Origin of the sequence: Escherichia sp. WS3227_2, assembly GCF_046486495.1 — a bacterium.
GTDB classification, from domain to species: Bacteria; Pseudomonadota; Gammaproteobacteria; order Enterobacterales; family Enterobacteriaceae; genus Escherichia; species Escherichia coli.
The window spans coordinates 1-14,782 of sequence record NZ_JBJQLG010000013.1 but is presented as its reverse complement, the minus strand read 5'-3'; the positions used below and the strand labels follow the sequence as shown (position 1 = coordinate 14,782).

17 protein-coding genes are annotated in these 14,782 nt (G+C 52.3%); 9 read left to right on the top strand and 8 right to left on the bottom strand.

Annotated features, from left to right (window positions below; genetic code table 11):
• Positions 1–16: 16 nt before the first annotated feature.
• The 6 genes from hscB to trmJ form a co-directional block, all read right to left on the bottom strand.
• A complete protein-coding gene (hscB, locus tag ACJHXB_RS17940; protein ID WP_000384413.1) occupies positions 17–532 on the bottom strand; it encodes a co-chaperone HscB in 516 nt (171 codons plus the stop codon).
• Positions 533–627: 95 nt separating this feature from the next.
• Positions 628–951 carry an iron-sulfur cluster assembly protein IscA gene (gene iscA / locus ACJHXB_RS17935; RefSeq protein WP_000028953.1) on the bottom strand — a complete coding sequence of 108 codons (324 nt, stop codon included), beginning with the start codon at positions 949–951 and terminating at the stop codon, positions 628–630.
• A 16-nt stretch (positions 952–967) separates the two neighbouring features.
• Positions 968–1,354 carry a Fe-S cluster assembly scaffold IscU gene (iscU, locus tag ACJHXB_RS17930; protein ID WP_000331707.1) on the bottom strand — a complete coding sequence of 129 codons (387 nt, stop codon included), beginning with the start codon at positions 1,352–1,354 and terminating at the stop codon, positions 968–970.
• 27 nt (positions 1,355–1,381) lie between these two features.
• Positions 1,382–2,596 carry a cysteine desulfurase gene (iscS, locus tag ACJHXB_RS17925; RefSeq protein ID WP_001295373.1) on the bottom strand — a complete coding sequence of 405 codons (1,215 nt, stop codon included), beginning with the start codon at positions 2,594–2,596 and terminating at the stop codon, positions 1,382–1,384.
• A 111-nt stretch (positions 2,597–2,707) separates the two neighbouring features.
• Complete coding sequence (gene iscR, locus ACJHXB_RS17920; protein ID WP_001241357.1) at positions 2,708–3,196, bottom strand: Fe-S cluster assembly transcriptional regulator IscR; 489 nt, start codon at positions 3,194–3,196, stop codon at positions 2,708–2,710.
• Positions 3,197–3,465: 269 nt separating this feature from the next.
• Positions 3,466–4,206 (bottom strand): tRNA (cytosine(32)/uridine(32)-2'-O)-methyltransferase TrmJ, encoded by a 741-nt coding sequence (trmJ, locus tag ACJHXB_RS17915; protein WP_000940019.1) that lies wholly within the window; start codon positions 4,204–4,206, stop codon positions 3,466–3,468.
• A gap of 118 nt (positions 4,207–4,324) precedes the next feature.
• Here trmJ and suhB point away from each other — a divergent pair, with 118 nt between their 5' ends.
• From suhB to csiE, 3 genes are all read left to right on the top strand, one after another.
• The gene (gene suhB / locus ACJHXB_RS17910; RefSeq protein WP_000553451.1) at positions 4,325–5,128 is read left to right on the top strand and encodes an inositol-1-monophosphatase; all 804 of its coding nucleotides are present in this window, start codon (positions 4,325–4,327) and stop codon (positions 5,126–5,128) included.
• A gap of 144 nt (positions 5,129–5,272) precedes the next feature.
• Positions 5,273–6,127 carry an alpha/beta hydrolase gene (locus tag ACJHXB_RS17905; RefSeq protein ID WP_001469408.1) on the top strand — a complete coding sequence of 285 codons (855 nt, stop codon included), beginning with the start codon at positions 5,273–5,275 and terminating at the stop codon, positions 6,125–6,127.
• A gap of 190 nt (positions 6,128–6,317) precedes the next feature.
• Positions 6,318–7,598: a stationary phase inducible protein CsiE gene (csiE, locus tag ACJHXB_RS17900; protein WP_000983023.1), complete on the top strand. Its 1,281-nt coding sequence runs from the start codon at positions 6,318–6,320 to the stop codon at positions 7,596–7,598.
• Here csiE and ACJHXB_RS17895 read toward each other — a convergent pair.
• Together ACJHXB_RS17895 and hcaR are read right to left on the bottom strand one after the other, a co-directional pair.
• Positions 7,590–8,729, bottom strand: a complete 1,140-nt coding sequence (locus ACJHXB_RS17895) for a 3-phenylpropionate MFS transporter (RefSeq protein WP_000244193.1) — start codon at positions 8,727–8,729, stop codon at positions 7,590–7,592. The genes csiE and ACJHXB_RS17895 overlap by 9 nt on opposite strands.
• 159 nt (positions 8,730–8,888) lie before the next feature.
• Entirely contained in the window at positions 8,889–9,779 is an 891-nt protein-coding gene (hcaR, locus tag ACJHXB_RS17890) for a DNA-binding transcriptional regulator HcaR (protein WP_000423251.1), read from the bottom strand.
• A gap of 135 nt (positions 9,780–9,914) precedes the next feature.
• On the opposite strand from hcaR, the gene hcaE reads away from it, so the two are divergent.
• From hcaE to ACJHXB_RS17860, 6 genes are all read left to right on the top strand, one after another.
• Positions 9,915–11,276 (top strand): 3-phenylpropionate/cinnamic acid dioxygenase subunit alpha, encoded by a 1,362-nt coding sequence (gene hcaE / locus ACJHXB_RS17885; RefSeq protein ID WP_000211172.1) that lies wholly within the window; start codon positions 9,915–9,917, stop codon positions 11,274–11,276.
• Positions 11,273–11,791 carry a 3-phenylpropionate/cinnamic acid dioxygenase subunit beta gene (gene hcaF / locus ACJHXB_RS17880; protein ID WP_001276077.1) on the top strand — a complete coding sequence of 173 codons (519 nt, stop codon included), beginning with the start codon at positions 11,273–11,275 and terminating at the stop codon, positions 11,789–11,791. The genes hcaE and hcaF overlap by 4 nt, the downstream gene beginning before the upstream one ends.
• The gene (locus ACJHXB_RS17875; RefSeq protein WP_001080102.1) at positions 11,791–12,111 is read left to right on the top strand and encodes a bifunctional 3-phenylpropionate/cinnamic acid dioxygenase ferredoxin subunit; all 321 of its coding nucleotides are present in this window, start codon (positions 11,791–11,793) and stop codon (positions 12,109–12,111) included. Before hcaF ends, ACJHXB_RS17875 begins: the two co-directional genes overlap by 1 nt.
• Positions 12,108–12,920: a 3-phenylpropionate-dihydrodiol/cinnamic acid-dihydrodiol dehydrogenase gene (gene hcaB / locus ACJHXB_RS17870; protein WP_001281367.1), complete on the top strand. Its 813-nt coding sequence runs from the start codon at positions 12,108–12,110 to the stop codon at positions 12,918–12,920. The genes ACJHXB_RS17875 and hcaB overlap by 4 nt, the downstream gene beginning before the upstream one ends.
• Before the next feature lie 9 nt (positions 12,921–12,929).
• Positions 12,930–14,132: a phenylpropionate dioxygenase ferredoxin reductase subunit gene (hcaD, locus tag ACJHXB_RS17865; protein ID WP_000660761.1), complete on the top strand. Its 1,203-nt coding sequence runs from the start codon at positions 12,930–12,932 to the stop codon at positions 14,130–14,132.
• Between the two features lie 96 nt (positions 14,133–14,228).
• Positions 14,229–14,651, top strand: coding sequence for a DoxX family protein (locus ACJHXB_RS17860; protein ID WP_001087250.1), 423 nt, complete (start codon positions 14,229–14,231; stop codon positions 14,649–14,651).
• Positions 14,652–14,782: the final 131 nt, after the last annotated feature.

The window sequence follows — 14,782 nt, the reverse complement described above, 5'->3', positions numbered from 1 at the left end:
GTTTAGCTTCCAGAAATTAAAAATCGAGCAGTTTTTCTTCGAGTTGTTCGGCACTGCTTCGCAGTTTATCGAGAAAACGCAGCTTACGCACGGTATCCGCCGCCGCGTCCCACGTCTCGTTGTCTAACTGTTCAACCATCAACTGATGGCGGGTATCAAACATCTTTTTCACACGTTTGATAAAGCTTTCCAGCCGCGCTTCATCTTTCGCCTGTTCGATCTCGTCCAGTTCTTCGCGCAGCTCCAGCTGTTCCATCAGGAACGCGGTGTCGCGCACAGTATGCTGCTCGCTGGCGAGATCAAAACCGTGCAAAGAAAGCAAATATTCCGCGCGCATTAACGGATGACGCAGCGTTTGCCAGGCCTGGTTAATGGTTGCAGATTGCTGTACGGCGGCGAGTTGTTCCGCCTGGCTTCCGCTGGCGAATTTATCAGGATGATACTGACGTTGTAGATCCTGAAAACGCAGGCTCAGCGCCTGGGTATCGAGTTGATAACGGGCAGGCAAGCCAAAGAGGGTGAAGTAATCCATAACATTCTCAGGGCTGCGATCCGCCGCGATAACGGCGAATCAGGTAAAACAAACCCCACGCGCAGGCGACCACGGTGGGGTTATCGGTATGCGCATCAAACGTGGAAGCTTTCGCCGCAACCACACTCATCTTTAACGTTCGGGTTGGTGAATTTAAACCCTTCGTTCAGGCCTTCTTTTACGAAGTCCAGCTGCGTACCGTCCAGAAATTGCAGGCTTTTGCCATCGACCACGACTTTCACGCCTTTGTCTTCAAACACGATGTCTTCCGGCGTCGGTTCGTCAACAAATTCCAGTACATAAGCCATACCTGAACATCCGGAGGTTCTCACGCCCAGACGCAGGCCAAACCCTTTGCCACGGTTAGCCAGAAAGGTATTTACTCGCGCTGCTGCACTGTCGCTCAGTGTAATCGACATAACCAAACCTCAACTCTTATTTTGCTTCACGTTTGCTTTTATAGTCCGCAATGGCGGCTTTGATCGCGTCTTCTGCCAGAATAGAACAGTGAATTTTCACCGGAGGCAGTTCAAGTTCTTCAGCAATATCGGTGTTTTTGATCGCCTGCGCTTCGTCGAGAGACTTCCCTTTCACCCATTCGGTGACCAGGGAGCTGGAAGCGATAGCAGAACCGCAGCCGTAAGTTTTAAAACGCGCGTCTTCAATGATACCTTCATCGTTGACTTTAATCTGCAACTTCATCACGTCGCCACAGGCCGGTGCACCCACCATGCCGCTGCCGACGTTCTCGTCGTTGTTGTCAAAGGAACCCACGTTACGCGGATTCTCGTAATGGTCGATAACTTTTTCGCTGTAAGCCATTATAAATTCTCCTGATTCCGATACCGATTAATGATGAGCCCATTCGATGCTGTTCAGATCCACGCCCTGCTTGTACATTTCCCACAGCGGAGAAAGGTCACGCAGACGACCGATGGATTTACGAACTAACTCGATGGTGTAGTCGATCTCTTCTTCAGTAGTAAAACGACCTAAAGAGAAACGGATAGAGCTATGTGCCAGCTCGTCGTTCAGCCCCAGCGCGCGCAGCACGTAGGACGGTTCGAGGCTTGCTGACGTACAGGCGGAACCGGAAGAAACCGCGAGGTCTTTCAGCGCCATAATCAGCGACTCACCTTCAACGTAGTTGAAGCTGACGTTAAGAATGTTCGGCGCACCGTGTTCGAGGTCACCGTTCAGGTAAACTTCTTCGATATCTTTGATGCCGTTCCACAGACGGTTACGCAGGCCGCGCAGACGTTCCATCTCGGTCGCCATCTCTTCTTTTGCGATGCGATAGGCTTCGCCCATACCGACGATCTGGTGGACAGGCAGGGTGCCGGAACGCATACCGCGCTCGTGACCGCCGCCGTGCATTTGCGCTTCGATGCGTACGCGCGGTTTACGACGTACATATAGCGCACCGATACCTTTCGGGCCATAGATTTTGTGACCGGAGAAAGACATCAGGTCAACTTTCAACTGGCTCAGGTCGATAGGCAGTTTGCCCACGCTCTGGGTTGCATCAACGTGATAGATAATGCCTCGAGCACGGCACATTTCGCCGATAGCCGCGATATCCTGCACCACGCCGATTTCGTTATTTACGTGCATTATGGAAACGAGGATGGTGTCGTCACGCATCGCTGCTTCCAGTTCTTTCAGGTCGATAATGCCATTACGCTGCGGTGCCAGATAGGTGACTTCGAAACCTTCGCGCTCCAGCTGACGGCAGGTATCCAGTACCGCTTTGTGTTCGGTTTTGCTGGTGATGATGTGCTTGCCTTTTTTCTGATAAAAGTTGGCTGCACCTTTGATCGCCAGGTTGTCAGATTCGGTTGCACCAGAGGTAAAGACGATTTCACGCGGGTCAGCGCCGACCAGATCTGCAATCTGATTACGGGCGATATCAACCGCTTCTTCAGCCTGCCAGCCGAAACGGTGAGAACGGGAGGCCGGGTTACCAAAGGTTCCGTCCATCGTCATAAACTGCATCATTTTCTCGGCAACACGCGGGTCCACCGGCGTGGTTGCGGAGTAGTCGAGATAAATCGGTAATTTCATTGCTCTATAAACTCCGTACATCACTCAATGCAAGGAACCAGGCTACCGGCTGGATGTACGACCGTGTTTACGGAGTGTTAAACACTCCGGCCTGATTCTGAATACTTTTTATTAAGCGCGTAACTTAACGTCGATCGCGTCTTGTGTGCGGGTGCGTGGCGCGTCGTGAGTATGCTGACGACCAGACACATCCAGCACTTCCTGGTTATTAACCAGTTCGCCTAAAGTAATGTTGTTGAGAAAACCGGTGAGACGGTCGCTCAAATCACGCCACAGCGCGTGGGTCAGGCATTTATCGCCGCCCTGGCAGCCGCCTTTACCCTGACAACGGGTGGCATCTACAGATTCGTCAACGGCGCTAATCACTTCGCCAACGGCGATGCTGCTGGCATCTTTGCCTAACAGATAACCACCGCCTGGTCCACGTACGCTGGAAACCAGACCATTTTTACGCAGACGGGAAAACAGTTGTTCCAGATAAGAAAGGGAAATTCCCTGACGTTCGGAAATATCAGCCAACGGTACCGGGCCCGCTTCAGAGTTGAGCGCAACGTCAAGCATTGCGGTCACGGCATAGCGCCCTTTAGATGTCAGTCTCATGTCTTACTTCACCTCAAACTCGCCCCTGCCCGGGGTTTTTTATTGTAAAAGTGGGGGTATTGCATAGCAGGGTCAAGTCTGACATTCCCGAGTAAATTGGTCAACTATTTACTTGACTGATTTAGTCGGGTATTTAACCTTCAGTGCCATTTTTTTATCGTGGCGTTTGTACCTGTTGTCGGATGCGGTGTGAACACCTTATCCGACCTACGGTTCTGTACATTGTAGGCCTGATAAGACGCATTAAGCGTCGCATCAGGCAACCACTGTTATTCGGCCTTATTACCTTTATTCTGCTGCTCTATAGAAGCCAGAATCCCGCGCAGGATATTCAATTCCTGGCTTTCCGGGCGCGCACGGGTAAACAGACGGCGCAATTTATTCATCACCTGCCCCGGATGGTTTTCACGAATAAAACCGGTTGCCAGCAGCGTTTGTTCCAGATGACCATAAAAACGCTCCAGATCATCGACCAGCGGATACGGCGTCTCTTCATGCTCGACTTGTTCGCCATTTTCCTGAGTTGCCAGCCAGGCCATGCGCACTTCATAGGCAATAACCTGAACCGCCATCGCCAGGTTCAGCGAACTGTATTCCGGGTTCGCAGCAATCGCGACATGATAATGGCATTTCTGCAACTCTTCATTGGTCAAGCCAACACGCTCACGACCAAAAACCAGCGCCACCGGGGTATTTGCCGCTTCAGCGACGCTTTTCAGACCGCATTCGCGCGGGTCGAGCATCGGCCACGGCAGCGTGCGGGAGCGTGCGCTGGTGCCCACCACCAGGCTACAACCGGCTAACGCTTCGTCGAGCGTATCGACGATGTGAGCATTACCAATCACATCGCTGGCCCCTGCTGCCAGGGCAATCGCCTGGGAGTCAGGTTTCACCAGTGGATTAACCAGCCACAGATTGGTTAATCCCATTGTTTTCATGGCACGGGCAACAGAACCCATATTGCCGGTGTGTGACGTCTCCACCAGCACAATTCGAATATTTTGCAGCATTGTCTTTCTTCGTCTAAAGATTATTCGCGCATCTTATCATAAAACGAAGACAGATGCCGATCTCGCTGCTATACTCTGCGCCGTTTTCCCGTTCTTTAACATCCAGTGAGAGAGACCGATGCATCCGATGCTGAACATCGCCGTGCGCGCAGCGCGCAAGGCGGGTAATTTAATTGCCAAAAACTATGAAACCCCGGACGCTGTAGAAGCGAGCCAGAAAGGCAGTAACGACTTCGTGACCAACGTAGATAAAGCTGCCGAAGCGGTGATTATCGACACGATTCGTAAATCTTACCCACAGCACACCATCATCACCGAAGAAAGCGGTGAACTTGAAGGTACTGATCAGGATGTTCAATGGGTTATCGATCCACTGGATGGCACTACCAACTTTATCAAACGTCTGCCGCACTTCGCGGTATCTATCGCCGTTCGTATCAAAGGCCGCACTGAAGTTGCTGTGGTTTACGATCCTATGCGTAACGAACTGTTCACCGCCACTCGCGGTCAGGGCGCACAGCTGAACGGCTACCGTCTGCGCGGCAGCACCGCTCGCGATCTCGACGGTACTATTCTGGCGACCGGCTTCCCGTTCAAAGCAAAACAGTACGCCACCACCTACATCAACATCGTCGGCAAACTGTTCAACGAATGCGCTGACTTCCGTCGTACCGGTTCTGCGGCGCTGGATCTGGCTTACGTTGCTGCGGGTCGCGTTGACGGTTTCTTTGAAATCGGTCTGCGTCCGTGGGATTTCGCCGCAGGCGAGCTGCTGGTTCGTGAAGCGGGCGGCATCGTCAGCGACTTCACCGGTGGTCATAACTACATGCTGACCGGTAACATCGTTGCTGGTAACCCGCGCGTTGTTAAAGCCATGCTGGCGAATATGCGTGACGAGTTAAGCGACGCCCTGAAGCGTTAATGACTCTGGCGGGTGATGTCACTCACCCGCCCTCGCCTTTCAGGCGCTATTCCGAAATACTTCCTCACCGCTTTACTTTCTTTCGCCACTCTCCCACCATCTTTCCCCGATTAATGGATGATAAAGAAGTCGCAAGGAAAGGTTATGGCGCTGCCAGTGAACAAACGCGTTCTCAAAATTCTGTTTATTCTCTTTGTTGTTGCCTTCTGCATTTATTTAATACCGCGCATCGCCATCAATTTCTTCTATTATCCTGACGACAAAATTTACGGTCCCGAACCCTGGTCGGCGGAATCCGTCGAATTTACGGCTAAGGACGGTACTCATCTGCAAGGCTGGTTTATCCCTTCTTCGACGGGCCCTGCTGATAACGCCATTGCTACCATTATTCATGCTCACGGCAATGCCGGAAATATGTCCGCCCACTGGCCGCTGGTCAGTTGGTTACCCGAACGTAATTTCAATGTTTTTATGTTTGATTATCGTGGATTCGGTAAATCAAAAGGAAAACCTTCTCAGGCAGGGTTATTAGACGATACGCAAAGCGCCATCAATGTGGTGCGCCATCGCAGTGATGTAAACCCACAACGGCTGGTGCTGTTCGGGCAGAGTATTGGCGGGGCGAATATTCTTGATGTTATTGGTCAGGGTGATCGTGAAGGCATACGTGCGGTGATCCTCGACTCCACATTTGCCTCTTATGCGACCATCGCCAACCAGATGATTCCCGGCAGTGGCTACTTACTTGATGAGAGTTACAGCGGCGAAAATTACATCGCCAGCGTCAGCCCGATCCCGCTTTTACTCATTCACGGTAAAGCTGATCACGTTATCCCATGGCAGCACAGCGAAAAGTTGTATAGCCTGGCAAAAGAGCCAAAACGGTTGATCCTAATCCCGGATGGCGAACACATTGATGCTTTTTCTGATCGTCACGGCGATGTTTATCGCGAACAGATGGTGGATTTTATCCTTAGCGCGTTGAATCCGCAGAACTAACCCATGATCGCTAGCACGATAATCATTCACAAAACCACCTTAAGACATGCTAATCCACTGGTCAGAACAGTTTAAGATGAGAAAAATTCTGTGACGCTTGCCAACATTTCTGATGATTAGCATTCCCTTCGCCATTTCCCTGAGCAAACTTTAGCTATTCTTATCAATTATGCTTATGGGAGATCTACAGATGATGCCTACGCTTGCTCCACCATCTGTCCTTTCGGCTCCCCAGCGCCGCTGCCAGATCTTGCTGACACTCTTTCAGCCGGGGTTGACCGCCACCACGGCAACTTTCAGCGAGCTTAATGGTGTGGATGATGATATTGCCAGTCTTGATATCAGCGAAACAGGACGTGAGATCCTGCGCTATCATCAACTCACACTGACTACTGGTTATGACGGTAGCTACCGGGTTGAAGGTACAGTGCTTAACCAACGTTTGTGTTTATTTCACTGGCTACGACGTGGTTTCCGTCTGTGTCCGTCATTTATTACCAGCCATTTCACCCCCGCCCTGAAGAGTGAACTGAAGCGGCGCGGAATTGCGCGTAACTTTTACGACGATACCAATCTACAAGCGTTAGTGAATCTCTGCTCCCGACGGCTGCAAAAACGCTTTGAAACGCGCGATATTCATTTCCTGTGTCTGTATCTGCAATATTGTTTGCTGCAACACCACGCTGGAATTACGCCTCAGTTTAATCCGCTCCAACGTCGCTGGGCGGAATCCTGCCTTGAATTTCAGGTAGCGCAGGAAATTGGACGCCACTGGCAGCGTCGGGCGCTCCAGCCTGTACCGCCTGATGAGCCACTGTTTATGGCATTACTTTTTTCCATGTTGCGGGTTCCCGATCCACTGCGGGATGCGCATCAGCGGGACAGACAACTGCGTCAGTCTATCAAACGTCTGGTAAACCATTTTCGTGAGCTGGGAAATGTTCGTTTTTATGATGAACAGGGGTTATGCGATCAGCTTTATACCCACCTCGCCCAGGCGTTAAATCGCAGTTTGTTTGCCATCGGTATTGATAACACCCTGCCGGAAGAGTTCGCCCGCCTGTATCCACGCCTGGTGCGCACCACCCGCGCGGCGCTGGCCGGATTTGAAAGTGAATACGGCGTCCATCTTTCTGATGAGGAAAGCGGTCTGGTCGCGGTGATTTTCGGTGCCTGGCTAATGCAGGAAAACGACCTGCATGAGAAACAGATTATTCTACTGACCGGGAATGATAGCGAGCGAGAAGCGCAGATTGAGCAGCAGCTACGCGAACTAACGTTACTGCCGCTCAACATTAAACATATGTCGGTAAAGGTATTTTTGCAGACAGGCGCTCCGCGTGGCGCGGCACTGATTATTGCTCCTTATACCATGCCGTTACCGCTCTTTTCACCACCGCTGATCTATACGGACCTGACACTGACAACACATCAACAGGAGCAGATCCGCAAAATGCTCGAATCAGCATGAGGGAACAACTTTCGGGCGCAAAAACATTGCCGGAAGCGCCACCAGCGCCATCACCCAGAACACGCCGTGGCCCAGATATTGATACAGGAAACCGGCGAAAACGGTCATGATCGCAATACTGCCGCCCATCGCGACGGCAGAGTAAACCGCCTGTAAACGGATGACTTCGCTACCCTGGCGAGCGGCAATATAGCGCATGGCGGCCAGGTGGCAGACCGTGAAGGTGCCGCAATGCAGAATTTGCACCACTATCAACCACGGCAACGCCGTAGTTGCTCCCATAATGCCCCAGCGCACTACGCCGCAAATCGCCGAGATCAACAGCATATCGCGTGCACTACAACGGCGGAAAAGTTTATTACTCAGCGCAAAGATAATGACTTCCGCCACCACGCCCAGCGACCACAAATAGCCCACCGCCGAGGCCGAGTAGCCAGCAGCCTGCCAGTAAATGGCGCTAAAACCGTAATAGGCCGCATGCGCCCCCTGCAATAAACAAACGCAGGCCAGAAAGCGCCAGTTCTGGCGAACCAGCGCCAACCACGCAGACCAACCGGTGCTCTCCTGCTGGCGGCTTGCCCCTTGTGGCTGAATCGTCGGACGGATGAGAAAGCCGAGCAGCATGGATGCCACGCCCAACGTCAACAGCGCGAGGATCACCCGATAATCAAACATAGTGACCAGTTTACCCGTCAACGCCGAGCCAATGACAAACGCCACCGAGCCCCACAATCGCACTTTGCCGTAATCAAGCGGGAACTGCTTTTGCCACGTATTCGCCAGTGCATCGGTCAACGGTACCAGCGGTGAGAAAAAGAGGTTAAAGCCAATCATCACCAGCATCAGCCACGCTACGTGCGCCCCCGCCCAGAAGGCGACAGCAAAGAGAAGTGTCAGCAGTGCCAGCACGCGCAAGGCGGAAATCAGGCGAGAAGGATCGCTGACGCGGGGCGCGATGAGCAAACTCCCGAGAAAACGGGCAACCAGACCTGCCCCCAATAACAGGCCGATGGTTTCTGGCGTTAAACCAATCCCTTTAAGCCAGACGCTCCAGAAAGGTAGAAAAATGCCGTAACTAAAAAAGTATGTGAAATAGCCGAGCGCCAACCAGCGCGTGGATTGCAAAACCATGAGTCCCTCCCGTCAGGAGGCGTTAGTCTGGAGTTAATCGAATGTTGGTGCAAGTTGAAAAATAAGAATATTCGAGCCTGCTTCCCGATGTCTGTAACGCCAGTTCACAAGCACTCAAAAACTGCGATCCGTGACGCATGTTGCAAAGATAATGCGTAATTATGCCGTTACGCTTGCCAAACGTTCCTGCACAATGGCGATGAAATCGCGTAATGCCGGCTTCATCTCCCCTTTCTTCCACGCCATCAGTAAAGCAATGGAAGGCACATTTCCGGCAATGGGTCGAAATACCACCTGGCCGGTATTAAAATTATTCATATAACCGGGTATCAAAGTGACGCCCAGCCCCATCCCCACCAGATTCATGGTCACCAGAATATTCGTTGCCACCTGGACGATATTTGGCTGGCTGTTTTCTTGCGCAAACCACGCTTTAACGATCGGCGCAAGCGAACCGGAATACGCCGGATCGGTACTGACGAAATTCACGCCATCCAGTTGCGCGGCGGTGATCTCTTTTTCATGTGCTAAAGGGTGATCAACCGGTAACACCACCACTAATGGTTCGTCAAAAAGCTCCAGATAATCAATCTCCGGGCTATAAACAGGATGGCGCATTAAGCCGACGTCGAGTTCACCACGGCGAATTTTTTCTTCCTGTTCCGTGGTGATTAAACTCACCAGCTCAATTAAGGTGTCTGGCTGTCTGAGACGAAACATCGGTAATACTTTTGGCAGTAAATTCACTTCCGCCGATGGCACAAAGCCAATGGTTAATTGTCTGTCTTCCTGAACAATTTTCCGCGCCCGTAATTTGGCATTTTCCGCTTGTTCGAGGATTGCCAGCGCGTCCTGGAGAAAACATTCTCCCGCCGCCGTCAACGCGACTTTGCGCTTATCCCTCACCAGCAACGGAACACCGACACAGTTTTCAAGATCGCGGATCTGGCTGCTTAACGAAGGCTGTGAGGTATGCAGTTTTTCCGCCGCACGGGTAAAGTTCAGTGCCTGCGCCACTGCGACGAAATAGCGTAAATGTCGTAGTTCCATCACCTTCCCCTTGTTATCGAAAAAACGTCTCAGCTGGTAGAAATTAACTATTTCACATATTAGCAACCAACCAGCAACATCCTTATGGCACAAAAATAGAAGGTCAATACATCTTATCTTTCAGGATTAAAAAATATGACCACACCCTCAGATTTGAACATTTACCAACTGATTGACACCCAAAACGGTCGGGTCACTCCGCGTATTTATACCGACCCGGATATTTACCAACTGGAGCTTGAGCGCATTTTCGGTCGTTGCTGGCTATTTCTCGCCCACGAAAGCCAGATCCCAAAACCCGGTGATTTCTTTAACACCTACATGGGAGAAGATGCGGTTGTCGTAGTGCGTCAGAAAGACGGCAGCATTAAGGCGTTTCTCAACCAATGCCGCCACCGGGCCATGCGTGTGAGTTATGCAGATTGCGGCAACACGCGCGCCTTTACCTGTCCGTATCACGGCTGGTCTTATGGCATTAACGGCGAGTTGATCGATGTACCGCTGGAACCTCGCGCCTACCCACAAGGGTTGTGTAAATCCCACTGGGGACTAAACGAAGTTCCTTGTGTGGAGAGTTATAAAGGGCTGATTTTTGGCAACTGGGATACCAGCGCACCGGGCCTGCGTGATTACCTGGGTGACATTGCCTGGTATCTGGATGGCATGCTGGATCGTCGCGAAGGCGGCACCGAAATTGTCGGCGGTGTACAAAAGTGGGTGATCAACTGCAACTGGAAATTCCCGGCAGAGCAGTTCGCCAGTGACCAGTATCATGCTCTGTTCAGCCATGCTTCTGCCGTTCAGGTATTAGGGGCGAAAGATGATGGCAGCGATAAGCGTCTCGGTGATGGACAAACCGCCCGCCCGGTGTGGGAAACCGCCAAAGATGCGCTGCAATTTGGTCAGGACGGTCACGGTAGCGGTTTCTTCTTTACTGAAAAACCGGATGCTAATGTCTGGGTCGATGGCGCGGTTTCCAGCTATTACCGCGAAACCTATGCCGAAGCAGAACAACGTTTAGGTGAAGTTCGCGCCCTGCGCCTGGCGGGTCATAACAATATTTTCCCCACGCTTTCATGGCTAAACGGCACTGCCACACTCCGCGTCTGGCATCCGCGCGGCCCTGATCAAGTCGAAGTGTGGGCGTTCTGTATTACTGACAAAGCCGCCTCCGATGAAGTTAAAGCTGCTTTTGAAAACAGCGCCACTCGTGCTTTCGGTCCTGCAGGTTTTCTTGAGCAGGATGACTCGGAGAACTGGTGTGAAATCCAGAAATTGCTGAAAGGTCACCGCGCCCGCAACAGCAAACTGTGTCTGGAAATGGGGCTTGGTCAGGAAAAGCGTCGCGACGACGGCATTCCAGGCATTACTAACTATATCTTCTCAGAAACGGCCGCTCGTGGAATGTACCAACGCTGGGCCGATCTCCTGAGTAGCGAAAGCTGGCAGGAAGTGCTCGATAAAACCGCCGCTTACCAGCAGGAGGTGATGAAATGAGTGCGCAAGTTTCACTGGAGTTACATCACCGCATTAGCCAGTTTCTCTTTCACGAAGCCAGTCTGCTGGATGACTGGAAATTTCGTGACTGGCTGGCGCAGCTCGACGAAGAGATTCGTTACACCATGCGCACCACAGTTAACGCGCAAACGCGCGACCGCCGCAAAGGCGTTCAGCCGCCGACGACCTGGATTTTTAATGACACCAAAGACCAGCTGGAGCGGCGAATCGCCCGTCTGGAAACGGGCATGGCCTGGGCAGAAGAGCCGCCGTCACGCACCCGTCACTTAATCAGCAACTGCCAGGTAAGCGAAACCGACATACCAAACGTATTTGCCGTGAGGGTAAATTATCTGCTTTATCGGGCACAAAAAGAGCGCGATGAAACATTCTATGTTGGAACGCGTTTCGACAAAGTTCGCCGTCTGGAGGACGGGAACTGGCGCTTGCTGGAACGGGATATCGTCCTGGATCAAGCGGTCATCTCCTCCCATAACCTGAGTGTACTGTTCTGATGAATCGAATTTATGCGTGTCCCGTTGCGGATGTGCCGGAGGGTGAGGCTCTCCGGATCGATACCTCGCCCGTCATCGCCCTGTTCAACGTAGGCGGCGAGTTTTATGCCATTAACGATCGTTGCAGCCATGGTAATGCGTCGATGTCAGAAGGGTATCTGGAAGATGACGCCACGGTGGAGTGCCCGCTGCACGCCGCCAGTTTTTGCCTGAAAACGGGGAAAGCGTTATGCCTGCCCGCCACCGATCCGCTCACCACTTATCCAGTACACGTTGAAGGTGGTGACATCTTCATCGACTTACCGGAGGCGCAGCCATGAGCGATCTGCATAACGAGTCCATCTTTATTACCGGCGGCGGATCGGGGTTAGGCCTGGCGCTGGTCGAGCGATTTATCGAAGAAGGCGCGCAGGTTGCCACGCTGGAACTGTCGGCGGCAAAAGTCGCCAGTCTGCGTCAGCGATTTGGCGAACATATTCTGGCGGTGGAAGGCAACGTGACCTGTTATGCCGATTATCAACGCGCGATCGATCAGATCCTGACTCGTTCCGGCAAGCTGGATTGTTTTATCGGCAATGCGGGCATCTGGGATCACAATGCCTCACTGGTTAATACTCCCGCAGAGACGCTCGAAACCGGCTTCCACGAGCTGTTTAATGTCAACGTACTCGGTTACCTGCTGGGCGCAAAAGCCTGCGCTCCGGCGTTAATCGCCAGTGAAGGCAGCATGATTTTCACACTGTCAAACGCCGCCTGGTATCCCGGCGGCGGTGGCCCGCTGTACACCGCCAGTAAACATGCCGCAACCGGACTTATTCGCCAACTGGCTTATGAACTGGCACCGAAAGTGCGGGTGAATGGCGTCGGCCCGTGTGGTATGGCTAGCGACCTGCGCGGCCCACAGGCGCTCGGGCAAAGTGAAACCTCGATAATGCAGTCTCTGACGCCGGAGAAAATTGCCGCCATATTACCGCTGCAATTTTTCCCGCAACCGGCGGATTTTACGGGTCCGTATGTGATGTTGGCATCGCGGCGCAATAATCGCGCATTAAGCGGTGTGATGATCAACGCTGATGCGGGTTTAGCGATTCGCGGCATTCGCCACGTAGCGGCTGGGCTGGATCTTTAAGGACGTACGATGAAAGAAAAAACGATCATTATTGTCGGGGGCGGGCAAGCGGCGGCAATGGCTGCGGCCTCGCTACGCCAGCAAGGGTTCACCGGTGAGCTGCATCTGTTTTCCGATGAGCAACATCTTCCTTATGAACGCCCTCCGCTCTCGAAATCCATGTTGCTGGAAGATTCCCCACAGTTGCAGTCTGTGTTACCCGCTCACTGGTGGCAGGAAAACAATGTTCATCTGCATTCCGGTGTAACCATCAAAACATTGGGCCGCGACACACGAGAGTTAGTGTTAGCCAACGGCGAAAGCTGGCACTGGGATCAGCTTTTTATAGCAACCGGCGCGGCAGCTCGACCGCTGCCGTTGCTTGATGCACTGGGAGAACGCTGCTTTACCCTGCGCCATGCCGGCGATGCCGCCAGACTGAGAGAAGTTCTGCAGCCCGAACGGTCAGTCGTGATTGTCGGTGCCGGAACTATTGGTCTGGAACTGGCTGCCAGCGCCACGCAGCGCGGATGTAAGGTGACAGTGATTGAACTGGCGGCAACCGTCATGGGCCGTAATGCACCACCGCCCGTACAACGCTATCTTTTGCAGCGCCATCAGCAGGCTGGTGTGCACATTCTGCTCAATAATGCCATTGAACATGTGGTCGATGGTGAAAAAGTAGAACTGACGCTGCAAAGTGGCGAAACGCTTCAGGCCGATGTGGTGATTTACGGTATTGGTATCAGCGCCAACGACCAACTGGCTCGCGAGGCCAACCTTGATACTGCCAATGGCATTGTCATTGATGAGGCTTGCCGCACCTGCGATCCCGCGATCTTTGCCGGTGGCGATGTGGCAATCACCCGTCTTGAAAATGGCGCACTACACCGCTGCGAAAGCTGGGAAAACGCCAATAACCAGGCGCAAATTGCCGCTGCCGCAATGTTGGGGCTACCGCTTCCGCGACTGCCGCCGCCGTGGTTCTGGAGCGATCAGTACAGTGATAACTTACAGTTTATTGGCGATATGCGTGGCGATGACTGGCTTTGTCGTGGCAACCCGGAAACTCAGAAGGCGATTTGGTTTAATCTGCAAAACGGCGTGCTTATCGGTGCGGTAACGCTGAATCAGGGGCGTGAGATTCGCTTAATCCGCAAATGGATCCAGAGCGGCAAAACGTTTGATGCGAAACTGCTGATAGATGAGGACATCGCGCTTAAATCACTGTAACCAGGATAATTAGCGAATATCTCAACGCCTGGGGCGTGGCGAGGTACCAGAGTGTGTATTACGTTTAAATCACATTATCTTGCAAAGGGATTGGTTATGAACTCACTACGTTATTTTGATTTTGGTGCTGCACGCCCCGTTTTGTTATTAATTGCCCGTATCGCCGTGGTCTTAATTTTCATTATTTTTGGTTTTCCCAAAATGATGGGTTTTGACGGTACGGTCCAATATATGGCCTCGCTGGGCGCGCCAATGCCGATGCTGGCAGCGATTATTGCGGTAGTTATGGAAGTGCCCGCCGCGATATTAATCGTGCTTGGCTTTTTCACCCGTCCGCTGGCGGTGCTGTTTATTTTCTACACGCTGGGTACGGCGGTAATTGGTCACCATTACTGGGATATGACCGGCGATGCGGTTGGGCCAAATATGATTAATTTCTGGAAGAATGTCAGTATCGCTGGCGCATTCCTGCTGTTGGCAATTACCGGGCCGGGGGCAATTTCTCTCGATCGGCGTTAGGAAAGATGCCGGATGCGGCGTGATGAACTGAACCCCAAAACCTGGACAGTTTCAGTTAACCGGCTTTTTGATGCTCAGTCCGGTATTCTACCGGACTGAGTCCCCCAAGACTGAGTTTTATTCTTTTTTGA